The 23,684-nt window shown below is 69.2% G+C and carries 20 protein-coding genes; 11 read left to right on the top strand and 9 right to left on the bottom strand.

Going from position 1 to position 23,684, the window contains the following annotated elements:
* Positions 1–82: 82 nt before the first annotated feature.
* From SS2_RS06030 to SS2_RS06045, 4 genes are read left to right on the top strand one after another with little or no spacing between them, the layout of a single operon-like run.
* Positions 83–979: an oxamate carbamoyltransferase subunit AllH family protein gene (locus SS2_RS06030; protein ID WP_169796263.1), complete on the top strand. Its 897-nt coding sequence runs from the start codon at positions 83–85 to the stop codon at positions 977–979.
* Positions 972–2,273: a cytosine permease gene (locus tag SS2_RS06035; RefSeq protein ID WP_066462054.1), complete on the top strand. Its 1,302-nt coding sequence runs from the start codon at positions 972–974 to the stop codon at positions 2,271–2,273. The genes SS2_RS06030 and SS2_RS06035 overlap by 8 nt, the downstream gene beginning before the upstream one ends.
* Before the next feature lie 23 nt (positions 2,274–2,296).
* Positions 2,297–3,841: an acyl-CoA synthetase FdrA gene (gene fdrA, locus SS2_RS06040; RefSeq protein WP_066462056.1), complete on the top strand. Its 1,545-nt coding sequence runs from the start codon at positions 2,297–2,299 to the stop codon at positions 3,839–3,841.
* Positions 3,838–5,259: a YlbE family protein gene (locus SS2_RS06045; RefSeq protein WP_245643378.1), complete on the top strand. Its 1,422-nt coding sequence runs from the start codon at positions 3,838–3,840 to the stop codon at positions 5,257–5,259. Before fdrA ends, SS2_RS06045 begins: the two co-directional genes overlap by 4 nt.
* 66 nt (positions 5,260–5,325) lie before the next feature.
* Here the strand turns inward: SS2_RS06045 and SS2_RS16945 are convergent, their stop codons facing one another.
* Positions 5,326–5,904 carry a CGNR zinc finger domain-containing protein gene (locus tag SS2_RS16945; RefSeq protein ID WP_083941827.1) on the bottom strand — a complete coding sequence of 193 codons (579 nt, stop codon included), beginning with the start codon at positions 5,902–5,904 and terminating at the stop codon, positions 5,326–5,328.
* Positions 5,905–6,045: 141 nt separating this feature from the next.
* On the opposite strand from SS2_RS16945, the gene SS2_RS06055 reads away from it, so the two are divergent.
* Both SS2_RS06055 and SS2_RS06060 read left to right on the top strand, forming a co-directional pair.
* Positions 6,046–7,071: an LLM class flavin-dependent oxidoreductase gene (locus SS2_RS06055; RefSeq protein WP_245643379.1), complete on the top strand. Its 1,026-nt coding sequence runs from the start codon at positions 6,046–6,048 to the stop codon at positions 7,069–7,071.
* 122 nt (positions 7,072–7,193) lie between these two features.
* Positions 7,194–9,368 carry a glutamine synthetase III family protein gene (locus SS2_RS06060; RefSeq protein ID WP_066462059.1) on the top strand — a complete coding sequence of 725 codons (2,175 nt, stop codon included), beginning with the start codon at positions 7,194–7,196 and terminating at the stop codon, positions 9,366–9,368.
* A gap of 186 nt (positions 9,369–9,554) precedes the next feature.
* Here the strand turns inward: SS2_RS06060 and SS2_RS06065 are convergent, their stop codons facing one another.
* Positions 9,555–10,460 carry an alpha/beta fold hydrolase gene (locus SS2_RS06065; RefSeq protein WP_245643380.1) on the bottom strand — a complete coding sequence of 302 codons (906 nt, stop codon included), beginning with the start codon at positions 10,458–10,460 and terminating at the stop codon, positions 9,555–9,557.
* Positions 10,453–11,478: an NADP-dependent oxidoreductase gene (locus SS2_RS06070; protein ID WP_066462061.1), complete on the bottom strand. Its 1,026-nt coding sequence runs from the start codon at positions 11,476–11,478 to the stop codon at positions 10,453–10,455. The genes SS2_RS06065 and SS2_RS06070 overlap by 8 nt, the downstream gene beginning before the upstream one ends.
* A gap of 108 nt (positions 11,479–11,586) precedes the next feature.
* On the opposite strand from SS2_RS06070, the gene SS2_RS06075 reads away from it, so the two are divergent.
* On the top strand, positions 11,587–11,994 hold the full coding sequence (locus SS2_RS06075; RefSeq protein WP_066462067.1) for a winged helix-turn-helix transcriptional regulator: 408 nt from the start codon (positions 11,587–11,589) through the stop codon (positions 11,992–11,994).
* Between the two features lie 245 nt (positions 11,995–12,239).
* On the opposite strand, the gene glnA is transcribed toward SS2_RS06075, so the two are convergent.
* A complete protein-coding gene (gene glnA, locus SS2_RS06080; protein WP_066462068.1) occupies positions 12,240–13,664 on the bottom strand; it encodes a type I glutamate--ammonia ligase in 1,425 nt (474 codons plus the stop codon).
* A gap of 208 nt (positions 13,665–13,872) precedes the next feature.
* Here glnA and SS2_RS06085 point away from each other — a divergent pair, with 208 nt between their 5' ends.
* Positions 13,873–14,313, top strand: a complete 441-nt coding sequence (locus SS2_RS06085; protein WP_066462069.1) for an RDD family protein — start codon at positions 13,873–13,875, stop codon at positions 14,311–14,313.
* 100 nt (positions 14,314–14,413) lie between these two features.
* Here the strand turns inward: SS2_RS06085 and SS2_RS06090 are convergent, their stop codons facing one another.
* The 4 genes from SS2_RS06090 to SS2_RS06105 all read right to left on the bottom strand — a co-directional run bounded on the left by SS2_RS06090 (position 14,414) and on the right by SS2_RS06105 (position 17,422).
* The gene (locus SS2_RS06090) at positions 14,414–15,157 is read right to left on the bottom strand and encodes a DUF4191 domain-containing protein (RefSeq protein WP_066462070.1); all 744 of its coding nucleotides are present in this window, start codon (positions 15,155–15,157) and stop codon (positions 14,414–14,416) included.
* An 89-nt stretch (positions 15,158–15,246) separates the two neighbouring features.
* Positions 15,247–16,248 (bottom strand): lipoyl synthase, encoded by a 1,002-nt coding sequence (gene lipA / locus SS2_RS06095; RefSeq protein WP_066462072.1) that lies wholly within the window; start codon positions 16,246–16,248, stop codon positions 15,247–15,249.
* A 33-nt stretch (positions 16,249–16,281) separates the two neighbouring features.
* Complete coding sequence (gene lipB / locus SS2_RS06100; protein ID WP_066462074.1) at positions 16,282–16,974, bottom strand: lipoyl(octanoyl) transferase LipB; 693 nt, start codon at positions 16,972–16,974, stop codon at positions 16,282–16,284.
* 4 nt (positions 16,975–16,978) lie between these two features.
* Positions 16,979–17,422 carry a MarR family winged helix-turn-helix transcriptional regulator gene (locus SS2_RS06105; protein ID WP_066462076.1) on the bottom strand — a complete coding sequence of 148 codons (444 nt, stop codon included), beginning with the start codon at positions 17,420–17,422 and terminating at the stop codon, positions 16,979–16,981.
* Between the two features lie 56 nt (positions 17,423–17,478).
* Here SS2_RS06105 and SS2_RS06110 point away from each other — a divergent pair, with 56 nt between their 5' ends.
* The 3 genes from SS2_RS06110 (at position 17,479) to SS2_RS17345 (ending at position 22,618) form a co-directional block, all read left to right on the top strand.
* Entirely contained in the window at positions 17,479–19,791 is a 2,313-nt protein-coding gene (locus tag SS2_RS06110; RefSeq protein WP_066462078.1) for an MMPL family transporter, read from the top strand.
* Positions 19,788–20,852: a Gfo/Idh/MocA family protein gene (locus tag SS2_RS06115; RefSeq protein WP_245643381.1), complete on the top strand. Its 1,065-nt coding sequence runs from the start codon at positions 19,788–19,790 to the stop codon at positions 20,850–20,852. Before SS2_RS06110 ends, SS2_RS06115 begins: the two co-directional genes overlap by 4 nt.
* 80 nt (positions 20,853–20,932) lie before the next feature.
* Positions 20,933–22,618, top strand: a complete 1,686-nt coding sequence (locus SS2_RS17345) for a hypothetical protein (protein ID WP_066462079.1) — start codon at positions 20,933–20,935, stop codon at positions 22,616–22,618.
* A gap of 29 nt (positions 22,619–22,647) precedes the next feature.
* On the opposite strand, the gene SS2_RS06125 is transcribed toward SS2_RS17345, so the two are convergent.
* Positions 22,648–23,586 (bottom strand): TIGR01777 family oxidoreductase, encoded by a 939-nt coding sequence (locus SS2_RS06125; protein WP_066462463.1) that lies wholly within the window; start codon positions 23,584–23,586, stop codon positions 22,648–22,650.
* Positions 23,587–23,684: the final 98 nt, after the last annotated feature.

Below are 23,684 nucleotides of genomic sequence, written 5' to 3' on the forward strand. Positions count from 1 at the left end.
TGTTTGGTATGCCAGAAAGCGCTATGGTATACCTGAGTTGCCGGCGCGACCAGCCGCCGGGCCCATCGCGGGGAAGAAGACGATGAACGCTGTTGCCCGACGCGGCACTGCGAGCGTGGTGTCCTGGGACGCTGCAATCACCCCGCTGTTGCCCGGAGCGCCGAATGCTGCTCCCGTCCCGGTGCACTCGCGTCATCGTCACGTCGTCAACCTCCTGGTGCCCGGCGCCGGTCTCCTGGCGCTGGCGTCCGATGAGCTCGACGACGCGCCATGGACCATCCGCGTCGCGGACTGGGCTGCGGTGGAGCCGCTGATCGGCACGAGCGTCGTGCTGTCGCAGGAGGGCGTGCTCCTCGGGGGAGACCACAGCCTGCGTCTCGATCCGCAGACCCGCTGGTTCGCTCAGCCGGTCGACCTCGCGGTGGTCCCCACGCGGGACCTGGCGCGAGCCGGCGCCGTCCTGGGTGCGGCGGTCCGCGAGCCGGTGACACCCTTCGGCCGAGCCAGCGCGCAGGTGATCCACACCCGGACGGTCGCGTTGCGGGCCTGCTTGCTCGACGCCGACGCCGACGGACCCGACCTCGCTGCCGCAGTCGCCGCGCTCGTCGGGCTCGGCGAAGGGCTGACGCCGTCGGGCGACGACATCATCACCGGCCTGGCGTTCCTCGCGGCGCAGCCCGGGATGCGCCTCGGCTCGCGACGGCCGGCGATCCGCCGGGCCCTCGGTGAAGCCGCCCACCGCACGACGTTGCTGAGCGCCACCACCATGGCCGCCGCCGTCGAGGGACGAGGCAGGCAACGCTTCCACGATCTCGCCATGGCGATCGTCGAAGGACGAACCCGGTCCGCCGTGCCGGCAGTGCTCTCCATCGGGCACTCGTCGGGCAGTGACCTCCTGAAGGGCATGTCCCTCGCTCTCGATGTCGAGAGCGAGCTCCGCGCGCAGCGCGACAACGATAAGGGGAACAGCAATGACTGAGCACACAGTGACGACGTCGTCCGGGGTGGAGGAGACGGGGGAGTACGAGCACTCTCCGGTCCCCGTCAACCGGCGCAAGTCCCTCTTCACCGTCTCGGCGGTGTGGTTCGGGTTCCCGATGATCCTCACGAACGCGGTCCCTGGAGGACTGGTCGTGGCGATGCTCGGCTTCCCCAAGGGCGTGGCCGCGATCCTCGTGGCCAACGCGATCATGGCCGTGTACGTGAGCCTGTTGAGCTACCGCGCCGGCAGCACCGGCAAGAGCTTCTCGCTCCAGGCGACCGAGACCTTCGGCACGGCCGGATACGCCATCGCCTCCGGCTTCCTGTCGACCGTCGTCGTGGGCTGGTTCGCCTTCAACACCGGTGCGACGGGCAACAGCCTGAACGCCGCATTCGGCTGGAACGAGACTGCGGTCGCAGCCATCGCCGGACTGGCCTTCATCGCGATCACCTACCTCGGGATCCGCGCGTTGTCTGTCCTCGGCGTCATCGCCGCTCCGCTGTTCATCATCGCGGTGATCATCGCGATCGTCATCGCGAGCCGGACGAGCGACTTCTCCGACCTGACGTCCTACCAAGGTGTCGGTGGCGCGATGACCTTCGGCGCCGCAGTCACCGCGATCATCGCGACCTTCGCCGATTCCGGCACGATGACCGCCGACTTCACACGGTGGGCGAAGAACGGCCGGCACGGCGTCCTCGCCACGCTCACGGCCTTCCCCATCGCCAGCCTCGTCGCGCAGCTCTCTGGTGCGGTGCTCGTCGCCGCTGGAGCGATCGCGAGCCCGGAGATCGCGGGCGGGAACTTCTCCCCGATCCTCACCGGTGAGAACAACACCCTCCTCAACATCTTCCTGGTCCTCTTCATCTTCATCAACCTCGGCTCCGTGTGCACGCACTGCCTCTACAACGGTGCGCTCGGCTGGTCACACCTCACCCGCTCGACCATGCGCGTGGTGACGCTCGTGCTCGGCATCATCGGCGTCGTCGTCGCGGTCCTGGGTGCCTGGAACTACTTCGTGAGCTGGCTCGCCCTGCTCGGAGTGATCGTTCCCCCGATCGGTGCTGTCCTCATCGCCGACCAGATCTTCCTCGCCCGTCGCCACGTCGGGCGGCGGGAGCAGAAGTTCCGACCAACGGCCTTCGCCGCGTGGGCGATCGGCGCAGTCGCTGCGCTCATCACCCACTACTTCGCACAGGGCTTCTCCGACGCCGTCGTCGGCCTCGTCGTCGGATGCGTCGCCTACCTGCTGCTGGATCACTACTCGACGACCGACCGACTCTCCGCCTGACACTCGAACACGCAAGGAAGATCATGACCAGGCACATCGACATCAGAAAAAACACCTACCTCGACTCGGTCTCGCTCATGTCCATGAGCACCAAGGCCAACGGCATCGAGGGCGTCACGCAGGCGTTCATCGCCATGGCGACGCCGATGAACAAGGAGGTCCTCGCAAACCTCTCGATCACCGACCCGGCCATCGACGACGCCCGGCCGAGCGACCTCATGATCGTCATCGACACCGACGAGGACCAGCTCGCGCGCGCAGTGGGCGAGGTCGACGACATCCTCGCTCGCAAGAGTGCCGGGAACGCGGCTGCCGACATCCGGTACAACACGCTCGGCCAGGCCTTCGACGAGGTCCCCGACGCGAACCTCGTCCTCATCTCGGTCAACGGCGCCTTTGCCGCACGTGAGGCGCGCAAGGCCCTCGCTGCCGACAGGCACGTGATGATCTTCTCGGACAACGTCTCGATCGAGGACGAGCTCGAGCTCAAGACCATGGCTCACGAGAAGGGCTTGCTCCTCATGGGCCCCGACTGCGGCACGGCGATCATCAACGGCACTGGCCTCGCCTTCGCCAACGCGGTGCGCCGCGGCTCGCTGGGCATCGTCGGCGCGTCGGGGACCGGCAGCCAGGAGATCGCGGTCCGCATCCACGAGCTCGGCGGGGGGATCTCGCAGCTGATCGGCACCGGAGGGCGTGACCTCTCGACCAGCATCGGCGGGATCATGACGATCGACGCCATCCGCGCGCTCGACGCGGACCCGCAGACGAGCGTCATCGTCGTCGTCTCCAAGCCTCCGGCCGACGAGGTCGCCTCCGCGGTCCTCGCCGCCGCGGGCGCGACGACGAAGCCCGTCGTCGTCGCCTTCCTGGGCAGCGAGCGCACCGAGTCCGGCTATGCGAACGTCACGCTCGCCTCGGGGACGCACGCCGCTGCAGTGGCTGCCGTGCGCGCCGCTGGGATCGACGGAGCTGGCGTGTCCGAGTCCGTCGACACGGCCCTCGTCCAGCGCGTGCGATCAGCGCTCGCACCCGAGCAGAAGTACGTGCGCGGACTGTTCTGCGGGGGCACGCTCTGCGACGAAGCGATGTTCCTGGCGCTGGAGACCTTCGACGACGTGTACTCCAACATCCAGAAGGACCCCGCGCGTCATCTCACGGCCTCCATGCCCTCGGTGGCCCACACCTATCTCGACATGGGTGACGACGACTTCACCGACGGCCGACCGCACCCGATGATCGCCCCCGAGGTGCGACTCGACCGGCTCATCGCGGAGGCCCGTGACCCGGAGGTCGGGGTCATCGCCCTCGACTTCATCGTGGGCTTCGGCTCTCACGAGAACCCCGTGGGGGTCACTGTGCCAGCCATCGCCAAGGCGAAGGCCATCGCCGCTGAGCGGGGTCAACACCTTGAGATTCTCGCCTACGTCCTGGGTACGGACCTGGACACCCCGGCGGTCGCTGAGCAGGTCGCCCTCCTCGAGGAGGCTGGCGTGACCGTGGCCTCCTCCTCCACCAATCTCGGGCTGCTGGCCCGGGAGTTCGTCGCGAAGGATGACACGCTGTGACCATCAACAACCTCTTCGGATCCGACCTCAGGCCCGTCAACCTGGGTCTCGACATGTTCGCTGACGACCTGGCAGCGCAGGGCGCACGCCCCGTACGCATGGACTGGGCACCACCGGGCGGGGGAGACCCTGACGTCATCGATGCCCTCTCGCGCCTCGAACGGCCGGAGATCGCCGAGAAGATCGACGCCGCGAACGCCGTCGCCCTGGAGCGCATCCTGGCCGCGCAGCCCTTCCTCGAGGGCTTCGGCCAGGCACTGGACACCGTCCCCGGGATGACGCCGACGACGATCCTGCACGCCGGTCCGCCGATCGAGTTCTCTCGCATGTCAGGGCCGATGAAGGGTGCAGTCACCGGTGCGCTCGTCTTCGAGAAGCTCGCCTCGAACCTCGACGAGGCCTTCGAGCTGGCTGCCTCGGGCGAGATCACCTTCTCCCCGTGCCACGAGCACCAGTCCGTGGGGTCGATGGCGGGGGTGACCAGCGCGAGCATGTGGGTGCACAAGGTCACCAACCGTGCCTTCGGCAACACCGCGTACACCAACCTCTCCGAGCAGCTGTCGAAGATCCTGCGGTTCGGGGCCAATGATCAGTCCGTCGTCGACCGCCTCAACTGGATGCGTGACGTGCTCGGTCCGGTCCTGGCCGGCGCCATGGAGCTCAACACCGACGGGCTGGACCTGCGTCTGATGCTCTCCCAGGCGCTGCACATGGGAGACGAGGCGCACAACCGCAACGTCGCCGGGACGACGCTCCTCTTCCAGGCGCTTGCGCCGTACATCCTCGAGTCGGACTTCACGACGAAGGAGAAGCGCGAGGTCTTCGACTTCATCAAGTCCTCGGACTACTTCTCCGGACCGACCTGGATGGTCACCGCCAAGGCAGCGCTCGACGCCGCGAACGGGATCGAGAACTCGACCGTGGTGACGACGATGGCTCGCAACGGCGTCGACTTCGGTATCCGCGTCTCCGGCACGGGCGGCCAGTGGTTCACCGGCCCCGCTCAGGAGGTCATCGGACCGATGTTCGCGGGCTACACGCGCGATGACGGAGGCCTGGACATGGGCGACTCTGCGATCACCGAGACCTTCGGCATCGGCGGCTTCGCCATGGCTGCGGCCCCCGCGATCGTGGCCCTCGTGGGTGGCACGGTGGAGGAGGCGATGGGCTACTCGCGGTCGATGAACACCATCACCACGGGGAACAACCCCAACATCACGATCCCGGCCCTGGACTTCATGGGTGTGCCGACGGGGATCGACGTGCGCAAGGTCATGGAGACGGGCCTCCTGCCCCTCATCAACACGGCGATCGCGCACAAGGAACCGGGCATCGGCATGATCGGGGCGGGCATCACGCACCCGCCTGTCGAAGCCTTCCAGCAGGCTCTGCGCGCACTGGCGGACCGGCTGGCCTAGCAGGAAGCGTCGTGGTCGGCCCGGACACCGGGCCGACCACGCGTCTCGGTCGCGTGCCCGCGGGGGCTACCGCCGGGTCTGGTTCGCATAGGCGCGAGCGGCCCGCACACGGTCACCGCACCGGGTCGAGCACCATCGGCGCCGCGCGTGCGTGCGGAGGAAGATCCGGTCGCAGGCAGGGGCTTCGCAGCGGGCGAGGAGATCGGCTTCGTCGCCGGCGAGCAGTGTTGCTGCATCCTCGCTGATCTGGGCCATGGCGTGCTCGACGAGCTGGGTGACCGGATGGGCCGTTTCTCGGCGGAATCCGGTCTGGGCATCATGGCGCAGAGTGCGTGCGCTCGGAGCCTTCCGGAGTGCGCTGTTGACAGCATCCAGCGCGGTCTCGGGGGGAGCCTCGCCCGCTACATGGGCGTCGAAGAGGGCGCGAAGGTGGGCGCGCAGGCCAGTCAGCTGCGTCTGGCAATAGGTCAGCAGCGTCGTCTCGTGCGGGACGAGGTCATGCTCGATGAGCCAGCGTGTGGCGTCTTCGGGGCTGGCTAGCTCGTCCGCATGCTGCCCGCCCGGAAGTGCGACAGCGGTGCCGACCAGCGCGAGGCTCGCATGCGTGTCTGCGCCGGGGGCGGGCGGGAGAGGGGGCTTCGTCATGTCCTCATGGTAACAGTCAGAGTTTGCCGTGAGTCCTCTGCTAGCATGACTCTCACGCCAAGCTAGTTGCTTTGCCATGAGAGTTTGAGGAGTCGCATGTTCCCCGTCCCGCATTCAGGTACCGCCCCGTTCACTCTGTCGGTGCTCGACAACGCCCACACTGCAGTCGGCCAGAGCGCCGAGGTCGCGCTGGGGGAGGTCATCGCGCTCGCGAAGCTCGCAGACCAGCGCGGCTTTCACCGGTTCTGGATGTCCGAGCACCACGCGATGCCGGGCGCGTCGACCTCGTCGCCGCAGCTGATGCTCGCGCGCCTGATCGGGGAGACGTCGCGGATTCGCCTCGGAGCGGGTGGCGTGATGTTGCCGAACCATGCGCCGTTGGTCATCGCCGAGCAGTTCGGGATGCTCAATGCGCTCGCGCCGGGACGGGTCGACCTGGGCCTCGGGCGCGCTCCGGGGACGGACATGGCGACCGCCTCCGCCCTGCGGCGTCACCACGACGCCAACGACAGCTTCCCTCAACAGGTCGACGAGCTGCTGGCCTTCCTTGCCGGCGACTTCCCGGCTGGGCACCCCTATCGCGGCGTCCATGCAGTGCCGGGGCCGTGGCAGGATGCCGAGAACCGTGTGACGCCGTCGTCGACGACCCCGGAGACCTGGATCCTCGGGTCGTCGCCCTATTCTGCGCAGCTTGCCGGCCGGCTCGGTCGCCCCTATGCGTTCGCCCTGCAGTTCGGCGACGCTGACATCGAGACGGCCTTCCGGCTCTACCGTGAGAGCTTCCGGCCCTCTGCGGTGCTCGCCGAGCCGTATACGCTCGTCAGCATCGCTGTCGTGGCGCACGATGATCCGGTCGAGGCCAAGCGTCAGGCGCGTACCGGCGCGATGGCGATGCTGCGCATGTTCCAGCGCAAGCACTACAGCCTGCTCTCGCCTGAGGAGGTCGAGGCGTACCCGGCCACGCTCGAGGAGAAGCAGATCCTCGACTTCTACACCCAGCACACCGTCAACGGCACGGGAGCCGATGTGGCGGCCGTCCTCGATGCGCTCCACGCACGGACCGCTGCCGACGAGATCATGCTCGTGACGACCGGGCACTCCCGCCAGGTCCAGGCCCGCACGATCGAGCTGCTCGCCGACCACTACGGCATGCCCGCCTCGTCCTGAGCGTCGTGTGGTGCCAGGGGCCCTGACCTGGGGACGAAACATGTTCGAAACATTGCGTCCTTTCGGGTAACACAGAGGTCGTAGCCTGGCGCGAGCGATCATCGTCGACAGAGAGCTGAACCATGACTGCCAACAGAGTCCGAAGCCAGGCCATCACCGAGGTGCTCAACCGCACCGCGGTAGAGACCGCGGAGACCCGCCCGCTGAGCGAGATCTGGGCGATCGACGTCTTCAATCTGGCGAAGATGGAGGAGGCGCTGTCCAAGAACGCCTTCAAGGCCGTCAAGAGGACCGTCAAGACCGGCGAGCCTCTCGACTCGGCCACCGCCGACATCGTCGCCGCCGCGATGAAGGACTGGGCGATGGGCAAGGGGGTCAAGTTCTTCTCGCACGTGTTCTACCCCCTCACCAACATCACCGCCGAGAAGCACGACGGGTTCATCGTCACGAACGCCGACGGCAACGCGATCACCGAGTTCACGGGCAGCCTGCTGATCAAGGGGGAGCCTGACGGCTCCTCCTTCCCCAACGGGTCCCTGCGCATGACCAACGCCGCTCGCGGATACACCGCCTGGGACCCGACCAGCCCCGCGTACATCATGTGGACCGCCAACGGGCCGACGCTGATGATCCCGTCCGTCTTCATGTCCTGGACCGGAGAGTCTCTCGACAAGAAGATCCCGCTGCTCCGCTCCATCTCCGCGATGGACGCCGCGGCCCGCCGCGTGCTCACCCTCATGGGCGAGACCGACATCGCACCGCTCAACGCGAGCTGCGGGGCCGAGCAGGAGTACTTCCTCGTCGACCAGCACTTCGCCGTCGCGCGTCCTGACCTGCTGCTCGCTGGCCGGACCCTCTTCGGCGCCGCCCCGGCCAAGGGGCAGGAGTTCGACGACCACTACTTCGGAGCCATCCCGGAGCGCGTCCAGGTCTTCATGCAGGACTTCGAGGAGAAGCTCTACCGCCTCGGGATCCCGGCCAAGACCCATCACAACGAGGTGGCCCCGGGCCAGTTCGAGGTCGCGCCGTACTACGAGGACGCCAACGTCGCCGCCGATCACCAGCAGCTGCTGATGACCGTGATGAAGGCGACTGCCGCCGAGCATGGGTTCCTCTGCCTCCTGCACGAGAAGCCGTTCGCGGGTGTCAACGGCTCGGGAAAGCACGTCAACTGGTCGGTGGCCAACTCCACCCAGGGCAACCTGCTCGACCCGGGAACCTCCCCGGAGCACAACCTCAACTTCCTGCTGTTCTGCGGCGCTGTCATCCGCGGCGTGCACAAGTTCGGGCCGCTGCTCCGCGCGGTGATCGCCACCGCGTCCAACGACCACCGCCTCGGCGCCAACGAGGCCCCGCCGGCGATCATGTCGGTCTACCTCGGTGACCAGCTCGAGGGTGTCTTCAACGACATCATGGCCGGCAAGATCTCGGTCTCCACCGACGGCGGCGTGATGGATCTCGGTCTGTCCCAGATCCTCAACTTCAAGCGTGACCCGGGGGACCGCAACCGGACCTCCCCGTTCGCCTTCACCGGCAACCGTTTCGAGTTCCGCGCCGTCGGTTCCTCGCAGTCCGTCTCTGGCCCGCTGACCGCCCTCAACACCATGCTGACCGACTCCCTGACGTGGGTGGCCGACCAGCTCGAGGTGCAGTTCGAGGCAGGCAAGACTCCGCCCGAGGCTGTCGCGTGTGTCATCAAGGAGCTCATGGAACTCCACAGCGACGCCGTGTTCGGTGGCGACGGCTACTCCACCGAGTGGCACACCGCCGCCGTCGAGGAGCGCGGCCTGCGCAACTTGCCCACCACTGCTGAAGCCCTCCCGGTGTTCAGCGAGCCCGAGGTCATCGAGCTGTTCGAGAAGACCGGAGTGCTGTCCGCGGCCGAGCTCAACGCTCGGTACGAGGTCTATGCCGAGCAGTACGTCAACTCGATCGCGGTCGAGGCGAAGCTGGTCATCGACATGGCGAAGACCGTCATCTACCCGGCGGCTCTCTCCTACGCCGCGGATCTCGCGAAGACCTACGCCGTCGCCCAGGAGGTGGGTGCGTCCTTCGACACGACCCAGCTCAAGGTCATCGCCGAGAACGCAAACCTGCTGCTGTCGACGGTCGCCCAGCTGGAGTCGGAGCTGGAGTGCCACGACTTTGCCGACGCGAAGGCGCACATGTCCCACTCGGCGACCTCCATCCGCAGCCTCATGGACACCGTCCGCAGCTATGCGGACGCCCTTGAGGCCGAGGTGGATGACGCGCTCTGGCCGCTGCCGAAGTATCGCGAGATGCTCTTCATCAAGTGACGAGGTAGCCCTTCCGCAGTAGGGCTCACCGCAACGCCCCGCCGACCGTCTGGTCGGCGGGGCGTTGCGGGTTGAGGTGGTGGCGCTGACTCGGCGTTCGCAACGAGTCGAGGTGCGCCTGAGATTCGGAATAAAGTGACCAGAGCGACGCGGAAGAGCCGCTGCACGAACCGGTCGTAGTTCGCTTCAGGTGTCGAGGTGTGCCAGGAGCGTAGGGACGAAGTGGTGATGGTGGTGGAAGACGCCGCCGTGGCCTGAGGCCGGGTAGATGGCGAGGGTGCTGTCGGGTATGCGGGCGTGCAGGTCGCGGGACAGTGCGGTGGGGACCATGCGGTCGTGGTCGCCGTTGGCGATCAGCGTCGGCGCCGTGATCGCGGCGAGGTTCTGCGGCCGCTGGCGGCCCCAGGTCTTGATGCCGGTGATCTGGCGCCGGAATGCGGTCAGGGTGATGGGGTCGTCGCGGTCCATCACGCGTTCCCGGATCCTCGCGAGGTAGTCCTTCGCGGCAGCCTTGCCTGCGGGCGTGCGGGGGAAGAAGAGGAACTCCTTGACGTCGGTGCGGGCGAGCGCGGCGCGGACCATGTCGACGTAGATGTATGCCGCGCCGGTGGGGTGGTTGATTCCGGCGCCGCCCGCAGGCCCGGTGCCGGCGAGGACGAGCCTCCGCACGAGTCCGGGATCGTCCAGGGTGACCTGCTGCGCGACGAATCCGCCGAGCGAGAAGCCGAGGAGGTCGATCCTGGTGAGGCTGAGCGCGGTGACGAACGCGCGCGCGGCGTCGGCCATGCCCTGGACGGTCAAGGGGACGGTGCCGGTCGATCCGCCCACTCCGGGGAGGTCCACGGCGATGACGCGGCGACCGGCGGCGAGGGCGTCAACGACGCGCGGGTCCCACTCGTCGAGGGTGGCGCCCAGGTGGGTGAGGAGCAGGACCGGTGTCCCAGCGTCGGCGCCGAGCTCGCGGTAGGCGAGTGTGTCGCCGGCGACGTCCAGGTGGAGGGTGGGGGCAGTGACCCAGGTCATCGCGCGTGCTGCGAAGCGGACACTCTCGCGGGTGCGATGGCTCGTCGAGGCGGCGGGTGTGTCAGGCATGGTTGGTGCCTTCCTCGGGGGTCGTGGTGACGAGGATCTTGCCGCGAGCTCGACCAGCGAGGAGTTGGTCGAGTGCGGCCAGGGTGTCGTCAAACGGCAGCACTCGGTCGACGATCGGGTGCAGGATGCCGTCATCGACGAGCCCAGCAGTCGCGGCCAGGGCTTCGCCGTCGGGCTGGATGATCAGGAATCGGTAGCGCACGCCGAGGCGCCGGGCCTGCCGGCGCAGGCGGAAACTGAGGACGGCGAGTGCGGCCTTGACGAGGCGGCCCGCGCCGGCTTGATCGGCCAGGTGCGGGTCGGGCGTCCCGGCGATGCCGACGACGATGCCGCCGCGACGCAGGACGCGGAGGGAGCGGGTGGTGATGTCGCCGCCCTGGGTGTCGACGACGATGTCGACGGGGGTGTCGGCGAGCCGGTCGACGAAGTCCTCGCTGCGGTAGTCGATGACAATGTCGACGCCCAGGTCTTTGACAACGTCGGCGCTATCGGCCGATGCCGTCGTGGCGACGGTAGCGCCCAGGTGCTTGGCGAGCTGGATCACGGCCGAGCCGACCCCGCCCGCCCCGCCGTGCACGAGGACGGTCTGCCCCGGCTGGATCTGACCGACTGCGACGAGCGCCTGCCATGCGGTCAGGGCGACGACGGGCAGGGCGGCAGCGTCGACGAGAGGGATGCTCGACGGGGCGAGTGCCACGGCGGCGGCGTCGACGGCGACGACCTCGGCCCAGGTGCCCATGGCGACGACGCCCGTGTAGCCGTATACGCGGTCACCGGGGCTGAATCTCGTCACGCCCTCACCGACGGCGATGACCTCGCCGGAGAGCTCGCCACCCATGACCTTGGGCAGGTCGAGGCGGAAGACGGCCTTGAACTCGCCGGTGCGGGTGCGCTCGTCGGCGTGATTGACCCCGGACGCAGCCATCCGCACGAGAACCTCGTGCGGGGCCGGCGTCGGCTCGGGCATCTCGACCGCCCGGAGCGGCCTTCCGTACGTCTCTAGGACGAAGGCCTTCATCGTGTCTCCTCGGGCCGACTGGCGTCAGCCAAGTAGTTGCATTGTGTTACTAGTTGTTTCCAGCGTAGAGTGAGTGATCACAAAGTGCAACTACCCGGATGGAGGGCGATGATCTCCGAACCGCGCTCGTCGTGCCCGATCAATCGCAGCCTTGAGCTGCTGGGCGATCGGTGGAGCCTGCTGATCTTGCGTGACATCGCCCTGCACGACCGGCGGTCTTTCCGTGAGCTGCTCACCGGCAGTCAGGAGGGCATCAGTGCGCCTGTCTTGTCACGCCGGCTGGCCGACCTCGTCGATCAGGGCCTCCTGACGAAGGCCGAGAGTGCCCGCGGCAAGCAGGGCAGGTACTCGCTCACCGAACTCGGACTGGCGACGATGCCGCTGCTAGTCGAGCTCGCACACCTCGGAGTGCGACTCGACCCGTCCACCCGCGCCCACGCGCCCGACATCGGCGACGACCCCGACGGGATCGAAGCAGCCATCTCCGCCCTGCGCGCGGCGCACCTAGGCACCTGACGCGAGGCAACGGACGTGCCAGCCCCTACAGGGCAACGGGTGGATCGGTGAGCTCGACTGGGGCAGGAGACCGGGGCGCAGCTGCATGCCCGGCCCTCTCCGGCCCTTCCCTCGCTGGGGCAGTTGGCACACCGCGCCGTGGCAAACCTGTGGCAAAAGCACAGCACCCCGGTTGCCACAACGGGCGGCCGGGGTGCCAGCACTTCTTTTCAACTACTCACGACGGGTGTCGTGACCAGCGACGATCACATGTCGTAGTACAGCTCGAACTCGTGCGGGTGCGGGCGCAGACGGATGGGGTCGATCTCGTGGGTGCGCTTGTAGTCGATCCACGTCTCGATGAGGTCGGGGGTGAAGACATCCCCGACGGTGAGGAAGTCGTGGTCGGCCTCGAGGGCGGTCAGAGCCTCCTCGAGCGAGGCGGGAACCTGCTGGATCGCCGCGTGCTCCTCGGGGGGCAGCTCGTAGAGGTCCTTGTCGACCGGCTCCGGGGGCTCGATCCGGTTCTTGATGCCGTCGATGCCGGCGAGCAGCTGAGCGGCGAAGGCGAGGTAGGGGTTTGCCGTCGGGTCCGGGACGCGGAACTCGACGCGCTTGGCCTTGGGGTTGTTGCCGGTGACCGGGATGCGGATGCACGCGGAACGGTTGCGGGCGGAGTAGACCAGGTTGACCGGAGCCTCGTAGCCCGGGACCAGGCGGTGGTAGGAGTTCACCGACGGGTTGGTGAAGGCCAGCAGCGCGGGAGCGTGCTTGAGCAGACCGCCGATGTACCAGCGTGCGAGGTCGGAGAGGCCGCCGTAGCCCTTCTCGTCGTAGAACAGCGGGACGCCGTCCTTCCACAGGGACTGGTGGGAGTGCATGCCCGAGCCGTTGTCGCCGAAGAGCGGCTTCGGCATGAAGGTCGCGGACTTGCCAGCTTCCCAGGCGACGTTCTTGATGACGTACTTGAACTTCATGAGGTCGTCCGCGGCGGCGGTCAGCGTCGAGAAGCGGTAGTTGATCTCCTGCTGGCCGGCGGTGCCCACCTCGTGGTGCGCGCGCTCGACGTCCAGGCCCACCTGACCGAGGACTGCGCACATCTCGTCGCGCAGGTCAGCCATCTGGTCGTTGGGGGAGACGGGGAAGTAGCCGCCCTTGTAGCGGGTCTTGTAGCCGAGGTTCCCGCCCTCTTCGACGCGGCCGGTGTTCCAGGCCGCTTCCTTGGAGTCGAGGTAGTAGAAGCTCGAGTGCTGGCTCGTCTGGAAGCGCACGTCGTCGAAGACGTAGAACTCGGCCTCGGGGGCAAAGAACGCGGTGTCGGCGATGCCGGTGCTGCGCAGGTAGGCCTCAGCCTTGAACGCCACGTTCCGCGGGTCGCGGGAGTACGCCTCGTCGGTGAAGGGGTCCACGATCGAGAAGTTCACGATGAGCGTCTTGCGCTTGCGGAACGGGTCGATGTACGCCGTCGTCACGTCGGGGATGAGCTTCATGTCCGACTCGTGGATGGCTTGGAAACCGCGGATCGAGGATCCGTCGAACATCATGCCATCGGTGAAGGCCGACGCCTCGAACTGGGAGATCGGGATGTTGAAGTGCTGCATCACACCCGGCAGATCGCAGAACCGCACATCGACGAACTCGACGCCATCGGTCTGGGTGAAGGCGATTGCCTCCTCGGCGTTCTTGAACATCCGCTACTCCTTGGTCGGTGTCGCCCTGGGTCCGGGCACTGTCAAACCTAGAGGGAGTGGATTTCCCCTCCATGTTCCTCATGTTTCACGCATGTTACGAAGCGTCCACGTGTGTGACGTTCTCATGACGTGCACCGTCCCGACGCCGCTCAGCATGCGTCTTTGACCCTACTGCGGAGCCCACCCTCGGTGCACGTAGTCTTGACTGGTGGCATCACGTGAAGATCTAGGGTCCTGGCTTGAAGGCGCTCCGCAGGGGAGCGAGGGCTACCGCGGGCAACGACTGGGCCTGCCCGAGCACGGCCCCGGCTCCTTCGCTCCGATGGGGCGGCGGATCGGGGCGCTCATGGTGGACTGGCTCGTCGCCAGCCTCGCCAGCCTGGCGTTCTTCGGATACGACCCGATGGCGACCCTCGGCATCTTCGCCTTGGAGAACCTCCTGCTCGTGTCCACCCTCGGATACACGATCGGCCACCGCCTCTTCGGTATCACCGTCCGCCCCGAGGTGGCCGGCGTGCCGTACATCGGCTTCCTGCGCGGTGCGGTGCGCACTCTCCTGCTGTGCCTGGTCATCCCGGCCGTGATCTGGGACGCCGACGGCCGTGGCATGCACGACAAGGCCGCCCGCACGGTCATCGTCCGCCGCTGACCTGCGGCGTGCCCCAGACGCGCCGGACCAGGGGGTAGCGCCCCGAACGCACAACATCCCCCGGACGTCGGCGTCCGGGGGATGGTGTTGGGGATTCAGATCAGCGCATGCCCTTGCGGTCTGGGCGGGCGCGGTTGGGGTCGACACCCTTGGGGATGGGCATCCGGATCTTGCCGAGCGCGGTCAGACGCTTGCCTACCTCGCCGACCTCGGCCTTGGTGAGCTTCGGCTTGAGCTTCTGGACGTGGCGCGCCAGCTTGGCCAGCGGCACCTGCCCTTCGGCGTTGCCGCACTGCACCACGACGACGGGGACACCGGAGAGCACGCGGTTGAGCTTGCGCTGCTCGGCGTCGATGAGCTTCTTGACCCGGGTGGGCGGGCCCTCGGTGACGAGCAGCACGCCGGCGCGGCCCAGGCCACGGAAGACGAGGTCCTGCGTCTTGGGATCCACAGCGACGGGCTCGTCGTCGAAGGACCAGCCACGACGGATCGTGCCGAGCGCGGCGCGCGAGGCTCCTGGCTGGCCTTCGATCTGGGCGTACTGAGCCTTCTCGGCGCGCCGAGCCAGGATGAACATGGCCCCCAGCAGGGCGAAGGGCAGGCCGATGATCGTCATGTAGACGACCTGTCCCCAGATCAAGCCGATGGCGATCGCGACGACCATGATCGCCACGAAGACGCCGAGCATGAACCACGGGACCTTGCGGTCCCGCTCATAGGTCATCTTGTAGGCCTGGAAGACCTGGTGATACCAGCGGACCTTCTTCGGCTTCTTCTGCTTGGGGGCGCCCTGAGCGCCGGTCGCAACGCCCGTGGCGGTTGCGTCACTGTTCTTGCGAGCCATGGTTGCCAGTCTACTGGGACGGATGAGGCAGGTCGGGCACGAACCGCCGGGCGTCAGCGGTGGCGGTCAGCACCCGGGGGCCGGCGAGGTCACCGCGCGAGCAGCGTCTTCGCCTCCTGACGGGCGCTCATGGGTTCGGTGAGGTGAGCCAGGGCGGGCGGGACCTCGAGGCCGCGACGCTTCATCGCCTGACCCCACAGACGCCCGGCACGGTAGGAGGAACGCACCAGCGGACCGGCCATGACCCCCAGGAAGCCGATGCGCTCGGCCTCCTCGGACAGCTCGACGAACTCCTCAGGGCGCACCCACCGGGACACCGGGTGGTGGCGCAGCGACGGCCGGAGGTACTGGGTGATGGTGATGAGGTCGCAGCCGGCGTCGTGCATGTCCTGCAGCGTCTCCTTGGCCTCCTCGATCGTCTCGCCCATGCCGAGGATGATGTTCGACTTGGTCACCAGGCCTGCCTCGCGGGCCCGGGTGAGCACCGACAGTGACCGGTCGTAGCGGAAGCCGGGACGGACCTCCTTGAAGATCCGCGGGACCGTCTCGAGGTTGTGCGCGAGCACCTCGGGCCGGGACTCGTTGACGACGTCGAGCAGCTCGGGGATGGCGTTGAAGTCCGGGATGAGGAGCTCGACGCCGGTTCCCGGGTTGAGGGCGTGGATCTGGCGGACGGTCTCGGCGTAGAGCCACGCGCCGCCGTCGGGCAGGTCGTCGCGGGCGACGCCGGTGATGGTGGAGTAGCGCAGGCCCATGGCCTGGACGGACTCACCGACGCGTCGCGGCTCGTCGGCATCGAAGTCGGCGGGCTTCCCGGTGTCGATCTGGCAGAAGTCGCAGCGGCGGGTGCACTGGTCACCACCGATGAGGAAGGTCGCCTCGCGGTCCTCCCAGCACTCGAAGATGTTGGGACAGCCTGCTTCCTCGCAGACGGTGTGCAGCCCTTCGCTCTTGACCAGGCCTTTGAGCTCGGTGTACTCCGGGCCCATGGTTGCTCGGGTCTTGATCCACTCGGGCTTCTTCTCGATGGGCGTGGCGGCGTTGCGGGCTTCGACCCGCAGCATGCGCCGTCCGTCAGGTGCGATTGTCACGCGCTGTCTCCCAGGGTCAGAGGTCGGGCCAGCCTACGCCAGAGCTGTCGTGGTTCTGCCGGTCTGACCGATCCGTGAACGTGACGTGCACAACAGGGCCGCGAGCTCGCGGTCCAGGTGCGCACGCAGCATCGGTGTGGCGTCGGCGACGCTGAAGGGACGGCCCAGCTCGGCTGAGAGGGTCGTGACGTCCGCGTCGGAGATGCCGCACGGCACGATCGCGGTGTAGGGAGACAGGTCGGCGTCGCAGTTGAGTGCGATGCCGTGCATGCTCACCCCGCGGGCCACCCGCACCCCGATCGCGCAGACCTTGCGCTCGCGCTGGCGGGCTGAGGCGGGGAACCACACGCCTGACCGGCCCTCGACCCGCGCGGCGGACAGGCCCAGCACAGCGCACAGCGCGATGACGGCCTCCTCCAGCGCCCTGACGTAGGCGACGACGTCGACCGGGTCAGGCAGGGTGATGATCGGGTAGGCAACGAGCTGGCCCGGCCCGTGCCAGGTGATCTTCCCGCCGCGGTCGACGTCGATGACCGGCACGCCGTCGGTGGGACGCTCACCCTGGCGGGTGCGCCGCCCGGCGGTGTAGACCGAGGCGTGCTCGACCAGCAGCACCGTGTCCGGGCGGGTGCCCGCGACGACCTGGGCGTGGATCTCGCGCTGCAGCGCCCACGTCTGCTCGTAGTCCGCAAAGGCGGTTCCCAGGTCGACCGCGTGGAAGTCCATGGTTTCAGGCTAGCCCGTCGGCGCCCGAGCGCTCGGCGTCGACCATGGACAGCAAGATCGCGCGCAGCTGGGCGATCTGCTCCGGCGTGATCTTGGAGTGGGCGATGCGGTCACCCACCTCAGGGCTGGCGGCAGCCAGGGCGGCTGCGCGCCCGGCATCGGTGAGGCGGACCACGCGACGTCGGGCGTCACCGGCGTCGGGCCCGCGTGAGACGTAGCCCAGGCGCTCCAGGCGCTCCAGGGTGCGGCTCATGGTCTGCTCGGTGACCCCGGACGCGACGGCCAGCTCGCGCTGGGAGTGGTCGTTGCCGAGAAGGGCCAGCAGCACCGGCAGGCTCGCGTGGTTGAGCTGCCAGCCCTCCAGGTGGGCGTTCCACTGCCGCTCGAGGTCGCGCGCGACATGGGAGAGCAGGCGCCCGGTGGGCCAGCGGGCTGGGTCGTCTGTCATGTCACCTCCAGGTGCGCAGGTTGCATCGTGACTCGTCGTCATCAACAATACTCAGCATGCTGAGTAAAAAGAGGTCGGGCGTCCTTCGCGGACTTGCCATTCTTGCAGTGCTGGGGATCTGGTTGGGCATCGGTGCCGTGGGCGGACAGGCACAGGGCAAGCTCAGCTCGGTCCAGACCAACGACGCCGCGGCGTCGTTGCCCTCGAACGCGGAGTCCACGCGAGCCGCAGAGCTCGCCGCCGAGTTCGTCTCCTCCGAGTCCCTGCCCGGACTCGTCGTCGTGACGTCCGCCAGCGGAGGAGCGCTCACCCCTGAGCAGCTGGCCGCAGTGGACGAGTTCTCCCAGACGATCCCCGCCATCGAGATCCCCGGGGCTGGCCCGGACGACCCGCAGACCATCGGTGACTCCCTCACCGGGCCGGTCATCGTCGTGCCGTCCGAGGACGGGGAGGCGGCGCTCATCACCTTCTCCCTGGACGCGACTCTCGCTGAGGCCACGCTGGCCGACGGCGAGACCTTCACCCCGGTCGTCGTGGAAGCCCTGCGCGGCGCCATCGCCGACGGCCTCGCCGACGCCGACCTCAACATCTGGGTGACCGGCCCGGCCGGGTTCATCGCCGACCTCGTCGTCGCCTTCGGCGGGATCGACACGGTGCTGCTGCTCGTGGCCCTGGTCGCCGTGCTCATCATCCTCGGCTTCGTCTACCGGTCCCCGATCCTGCCCTTCGTCGTCATCCTCACCGCCGTCTTCGCGCTGTGCCTGGCCGGCCTGGTGGTCTACCAGCTGGCCGACGCCGGCAAGCTCGTGCTCAACGGTCAGTCGCAGGGCATCTTGTCCATCCTCGTGGTGGGCGCCTCGGTCGACTACGCGCTGTTCATCGTGGCCCGCTACCGCGAGGAGCTCACCCGGATCGCCGAGCCGCACAAGGCGATCGCTGCCGCGCTGCGCGCCTCCTTCGAGCCCGTCCTGGCCAGCGCCGGCACCGTGATCGCCGGGCTGCTCTGCCTCCTGCTGTCTGACCTGGCCTCCAACCGCAGCCTCGGCCCGGTCGCCGCCATCGGCATCGTCGCAGCCTTCATCGCGGCGATGACCTTGCTGCCGGCCATGCTCCTGGTGGGCGGGCGTCGCTCACGTGCCGTCTTCTGGCCGCGGGTGCCCAAGTTCACCACCGCGGAGAACATCACCGCCGAGCAGATCACCGCAGACCAGGTCGCGGGGGAGCCGGTCGCCGGGAAGCACGCCGCCGCGACTGCTGTCCGCGACGAGATCCCCACCACCGGCCTGTGGGCGCGCACCGCGGCCTTCGTGGCTCGTAACGACCGCAAGGTCTGGATCACCACCGCTCTGGTGCTGGCGGCCTGCGCTGCCTTCGTGCCGACCTTCAGCGCCTCCGGGACCAGCCAGTCCTCGATCTTCCTCACCCAGGTGGACTCCGTCGACGGCGAGGAGGTGCTCGCCGAGCACTTCACCGGCGGCACCGTGCAGCCCGCCACCGTCATCGTCCCCGAAGCTGACGTCGATGCCGCGGTCGAGGCGGCCCTGTCCGTGGACGGCGTGGTCTCCGCCTCGCCCGTCACCGCCCAGAGCGGTCAGGGACAGCCAGGCGCTCCTTCCCAGGAGCCGCCGACGGTCATCGACGGATCGGTCCGTATCGATGTCACCACGGACGCACCGGCCGACACCCAGGAGGGTGTGGCCACCGTGTCTGACCTGCGCGACGCGGTCCACGAGGTCTCGCCCGAGGCACTGGTGGGTGGCGCCGCCGCAGAAAGCCTGGACACCCAGAAGGCGGGCACACGCGACCTCCAGGTCATCGTGCCGGTCGTGCTGGCCGTGATCCTCGTCATCCTCATGCTGCTGCTGCGCTCGGTGCTCTCGGCAGTGCTGCTCATGGCGGCCAACGTGCTCTCCTTCGCCGCGGCGCTGGGAGTCTCGGCGATCATGTTCAACCACGTCTTCGACTTCCCCGGTGCGGACCCGACGGTGCCGCTCTACGCCTTCTGCTTCCTCGTGGCGCTGGGGGTCGACTACACGATCTTCCTCATGACCAGAGTCCGGGAAGAGACGATCACCCACGGCACGAGGCAGGGCGTGGTGCGCGGGCTCACCGTCACCGGCTCGGTCATCACCTCCGCCGGTGTGGTGCTCGCCGCGACCTTCGCCGCGCTGGGGATCATCCCGTTGATCTTCCTCGCCCAGATCGCGTTCATCGTCGCCTTCGGCGTGCTGCTGGACACGCTCGTGGTCCGCACGCTGCTCGTCCCGGCCCTCGTCCACGACATCGGCCCGGCGGTCTGGTGGCCCTCACGCCTGGACCGCGGCGCCGCTGAGCCCGCAGTGAAGGAGACCGATACGGTGGTGGGGTGAACATCCCCACAGACACCTCCCGACCAGCCCTGACGCCGACCGATGACCGGTTGCGCGTCGGGCTGGTCGGCTACGGCGGAGCCGGGCGTGGAATCCACGCCCGGCTTCTTCGCGCTGCCGGCCATGTCGTCACCGTCGTGGTCACCCGCTCGCCCGACCGCCGCGCGCAGGCGGACGCGGACTGGCCGGGTGTGCGGGTCGTCGACGACCTCGACGAGCTGCTCGACGCCCGCGACGCCTACGACCTCGTGGTCCTGGCCAGCCCCACCCCGGTGCACGAGGAGCAGGCCGCGGCCGTGCTCACCGCCGGCGTGCCGCTGCTGATGGACAAGCCGATCGGGCTGACCGCCGATGGTGCGCAGGTCCTCGTCGACCTCGCCGAGGCCGGCTCCGTGCCGTTCACGGTCTTCCAGAACCGGCGGTGGGACCCCGAGCAGCTCACGCTGCGCGCCGTCCTGGAGTCCGGTGAGATCGGGCGGGTGCACCGGCTGGAACGGCGGTGGGAACGGTTCCGACCCGTGCCCCTGGACCGGTGGAAGGAGAACGACCCCGACGGCGGCGGGCTGCTGCTGGACCTGGGCACCCACCTCGTGGACTCCTCCGTCCAGCTCTTCGGTCCGGTCGAGTCGGTGTACGCCGAGCTGCGGTCGCTGTCCACCCCCACCGAGGACGACGTGTTCCTCTCGATCCAGCACGCCGGCACCGGCGTGGTGAGCCACCTGTGGGGCGGCTCCCTCGTCGGCGCACCGGGCCCACGCACCCGGGTGCTCGGCTCCGAGGGCGCCTACGTCGTGACCACCTTCGAGAACGACGCCTCTCCCTTCGAGCTCATGGACGACGGCGCACCGGCAGGCAGCGAAGGCTGGATCGCGCGCGGGCGGGAGCGGTCCTTCGTCCCGCGCGCGCCCGGCGGGCACGGGGACTTCTACCCGGCCGTCTCCCGATGGCTGCGCGAGGGCGGACCGGTCCCGGTGGACCCGCGCGACGCGGTGCACACCGCACGCGTGCTCGACGCCGCCCGGGTCAGCGCCGCCACAGGCGCCCGCTGCACGGTCGACTGACCCGCCTCAGGTCGGCGCTGCGGCGAGGCGAGTCCTGTGGACAACGCCGGTGGCGGGCCGCGCCGGGGTGAGATGGGTCCATGGACGTCGACCTCACCCTGGAGCGCCAAGGCCGCCTCGCCGAGGCCGGGTATGTCCCGGCGCCTGCGCTGGGCACCGTGCCGGTGCGCGGGCGCATCCGCGTGCAGGACGCCGGCGGGAACCCCTTCGACCTCGAGCTCGTCGCCCTGGCCGACGGCGCACGCGAAGCCTCCGTCGCCCACCTCGCGGGCTGGTTCTCCGTCGCTGATCCCGCGGTGGAGCCGCTCGTGGACGCCCTCGACCTGGACGACGCGATCGGCTACCTCACGGCCGTCGCGGCCCCCTGCACCCTGGAGACCTTCGTCGAGGTGTCCGGACGCCTGGGAGCCGGCCACACGAGCACCCTCCTGGTGACGATCGGCCGAGCCCTCGCCCGCCTGCATGCCCGCGGTCTGCGCTACGGGCCCATGCGCCCCCAGGACGTGCTCATCGACGACGGACGGGTGGTGCTGACCGTGCCCAAGCCCGCGCCGGCCGGTGCCGCGCCGCTGGCCCCCTCACCGCAGGAGGACGCCTATCACCTCGCTGCCCTGGCGGACGCGGTCATCGCCCCCGCCCACGGACCCCAGGCCGGTGACCGCCCCGAACCAGGCTTGCGCGGCCTGGTCAAGCTCATCGTCAGCGCGCTGGGCGACGCCGAGTCGCGCCCCGGCGTCGGCACCCTGGCCACCCTCAGCCACGACCTGGCTCCGTGCCTGCCGCTCGTCCTGCCTCGGGCTGCGGTCCCAGACGCCGAGGAGATGGGGGAGCCACCCGTGTCGGGGGAGCCGCGCGCATCGGGGGAGCCCCGCGCATCGGGGGAGCCCCGCGCCGACGGACTACCGCGCGACCGGGCGTCGTCGCGGTTCCGGACGCCCAGCCCTGCCGACGCCGTGCGACGGGGCAGCCTGGACCGGCCACCGCCCCGGCGCAAGGCCTTCCGCGGCAGCACCTCCCGCCTGCCCGCGGCTGGCGCGCCCGCGCCAGGGCCACCCGATCCCCTCGGCGGAGCGGCACCCTCGACGCCAGAGCGGGAGGTCAGGTCTTCGACTCCCGACCCGGTGCTCAGGCGGTCGACCTCTGACCCGCAGCCCAGGCTGCGTCGTCCCGTGGTCCTCGTGCTGCTCGTGCTCGCTGGTCTGCTCGGCGGCGGCGTCATCGTGCACAGGGTGGGAGCAGATGCGCCGGCTCACGCCGCGCCGGGTGAGCTCGCGTCCGCGTCCGCGCCCGCGCCAGAACCGGCGCAGGAGGACCCCGGGGCGGCGGCCGCACAGCTGACCGCGGCCCGGATGGACGCCGTCGTTGCGCTGACCAACGCGCCGCTGGATGCGGAGGGTTCCCAGGCGTCTGGCGGTGCCAGCGGGGCACCCTCGGACGGCTGGGGCGGGGTGCTGGTCCCTGGCTCGCCCGCGCACCTGCAGGCCAGCGAGCTTGTCGCCTCTCTGCGGGCTGAGGGGGCCAGGATCAGCGGTCTCACGGTCGAGACCGTGGGAGTCGAGGTGCTCGCGCAGACGGCGGGATCACCGTCCGCCCCGGCGACCGCGCAGGTCCAGGTCACCTTCACGATCGGGGCGTACACCGTGGAGTCGGCCGACGGTGCCCGCACGGTCGCGGCCAGTGCCCCCAGGACCGCGGTGCTGGACCTGGTGGCGACGGACTCCGGCTGGCGAGTGGCCACCGTCGCCGAGACGGCACCACCCGGCTGAGGCGGGGGCTCTCACGCGGGAGCCCGCGGTCAGCGCGTGGGCGTGGCCCCTGCCAGCCACGTGGCGGCGGCGTGGATGGTCGGGTGGTCGAAGGTGAAGCCGGACTCCTCCAGGACCGTGGGGTGCACACGCTGGGACCCGAGGATCTCCGAGGAGAAGCCGCCGATGACGAGCTTGAGCGCCCACTCCGGCGCAGGAACCACGGTCGGACGGTGGAAGGCGGCACCCAGGGCCCGGGTCAGGTCACGGTTGCGCGAGGGGGCAGGCGCTGTGAGGTTGACCGGCCCGCTCACCTGCGACTCGAGCAGGTGGAGGATGGCACGGACCTCGTCGGCCATGGAGATCCAGCTCCAGAACTGCTGCCCGGACCCCAGCGGGCCCGCGACCCCGAGGCGCAGCAGCGGCAGCAGCCGTCCCAACGCTCCGCCCTTCGTCGTCAGGACGATCCCGGACCGGATGTCGACGACCCGGACGCCCGCCTGGCGGGCGGGCTCGGCGGCCGCTTCCCACTGCCGGACGACGTCGGCCAGGAAGCCGCGTCCGGGGGCTGAGGACTCGGTGAGCACCTCGTCGCCGCGGTCGCCGTAGTACCCGGTGGCCGAGGCCTGGATGAGGGTGATCGGGTAGGGCTCGCCCTCGGCGGCGGTGGCTCGCCGGACCTTGGCGAGCTCGCGGGCCAGCAGGCTCGTCGTGCTCACCCGAGAGCTGAGGATGAGCGCGCGGTACTCAGGCGTCCAGCGGCGGTCCCCGGCGCCCGCCCCGGCGAGGTTGATGACAGCGTCGACGCCGTCGAGCGTGCCGACCGGGAGGATGCCGGCCGCCGGGTCCCAGGCGATCTCGTCGTCCCGGCGGGCCGGGCGGCGAACGAGGCGGCGGACCGTGTAGCCGGCGGCTGAGAGAGCGGGGACCAGTGCTGAGCCGACGAGGCCGCTCGCACCTGCGACGACGACTGTGCGTGGAGGTGCCATGTCGTCATCGTGCCACAGCAGCGCCGTCGCGCACCGTGAGAGCGTGAAGCCCGCAAGACGCACACGAGCCCGCGACCACCGGTCGCGGGCTCGTGCAG

Source organism: Sanguibacter suarezii NBRC 16159, from assembly GCF_001552735.1.
Lineage (GTDB): Bacteria > Actinomycetota > Actinomycetes > Actinomycetales > Cellulomonadaceae > Sanguibacter > Sanguibacter suarezii.

What these genes read in the sequence shown, in the direction of transcription:
- SS2_RS06090 (WP_066462070.1), bottom strand. Translation starts at nt 15,157, where the DNA reads ATGGCTCGCAAGAACAGTGACGCAACCGCCACGGGCGTTGCGACCGGC.
- SS2_RS16945 (WP_083941827.1), bottom strand. Translation starts at nt 5,904, where the DNA reads ATGACGAAGCCCCCTCTCCCGCCCGCCCCCGGCGCAGACACGCATGCG.
- SS2_RS06035 (WP_066462054.1), top strand. Translation starts at nt 972, where the DNA reads ATGACTGAGCACACAGTGACGACGTCGTCCGGGGTGGAGGAGACGGGG.
- SS2_RS06070 (WP_066462061.1), bottom strand. Translation starts at nt 11,478, where the DNA reads ATGAAGGCCTTCGTCCTAGAGACGTACGGAAGGCCGCTCCGGGCGGTC.
- lipB (WP_066462074.1), bottom strand. Translation starts at nt 16,974, where the DNA reads ATGGACTTCCACGCGGTCGACCTGGGAACCGCCTTTGCGGACTACGAG.
- SS2_RS17345 (WP_066462079.1), top strand. Translation starts at nt 20,933, where the DNA reads ATGGACGTCGACCTCACCCTGGAGCGCCAAGGCCGCCTCGCCGAGGCC.
- fdrA (WP_066462056.1), top strand. Translation starts at nt 2,297, where the DNA reads ATGACCAGGCACATCGACATCAGAAAAAACACCTACCTCGACTCGGTC.
- SS2_RS06125 (WP_066462463.1), bottom strand. Translation starts at nt 23,586, where the DNA reads ATGGCACCTCCACGCACAGTCGTCGTCGCAGGTGCGAGCGGCCTCGTC.
- SS2_RS06110 (WP_066462078.1), top strand. Translation starts at nt 17,479, where the DNA reads ATGCTGAGTAAAAAGAGGTCGGGCGTCCTTCGCGGACTTGCCATTCTT.
- SS2_RS06065 (WP_245643380.1), bottom strand. Translation starts at nt 10,460, where the DNA reads ATGCCTGACACACCCGCCGCCTCGACGAGCCATCGCACCCGCGAGAGT.
- SS2_RS06105 (WP_066462076.1), bottom strand. Translation starts at nt 17,422, where the DNA reads ATGACAGACGACCCAGCCCGCTGGCCCACCGGGCGCCTGCTCTCCCAT.
- SS2_RS06060 (WP_066462059.1), top strand. Translation starts at nt 7,194, where the DNA reads ATGACTGCCAACAGAGTCCGAAGCCAGGCCATCACCGAGGTGCTCAAC.
- glnA (WP_066462068.1), bottom strand. Translation starts at nt 13,664, where the DNA reads ATGTTCAAGAACGCCGAGGAGGCAATCGCCTTCACCCAGACCGATGGC.
- SS2_RS06075 (WP_066462067.1), top strand. Translation starts at nt 11,587, where the DNA reads ATGATCTCCGAACCGCGCTCGTCGTGCCCGATCAATCGCAGCCTTGAG.
- SS2_RS06030 (WP_169796263.1), top strand. Translation starts at nt 83, where the DNA reads ATGAACGCTGTTGCCCGACGCGGCACTGCGAGCGTGGTGTCCTGGGAC.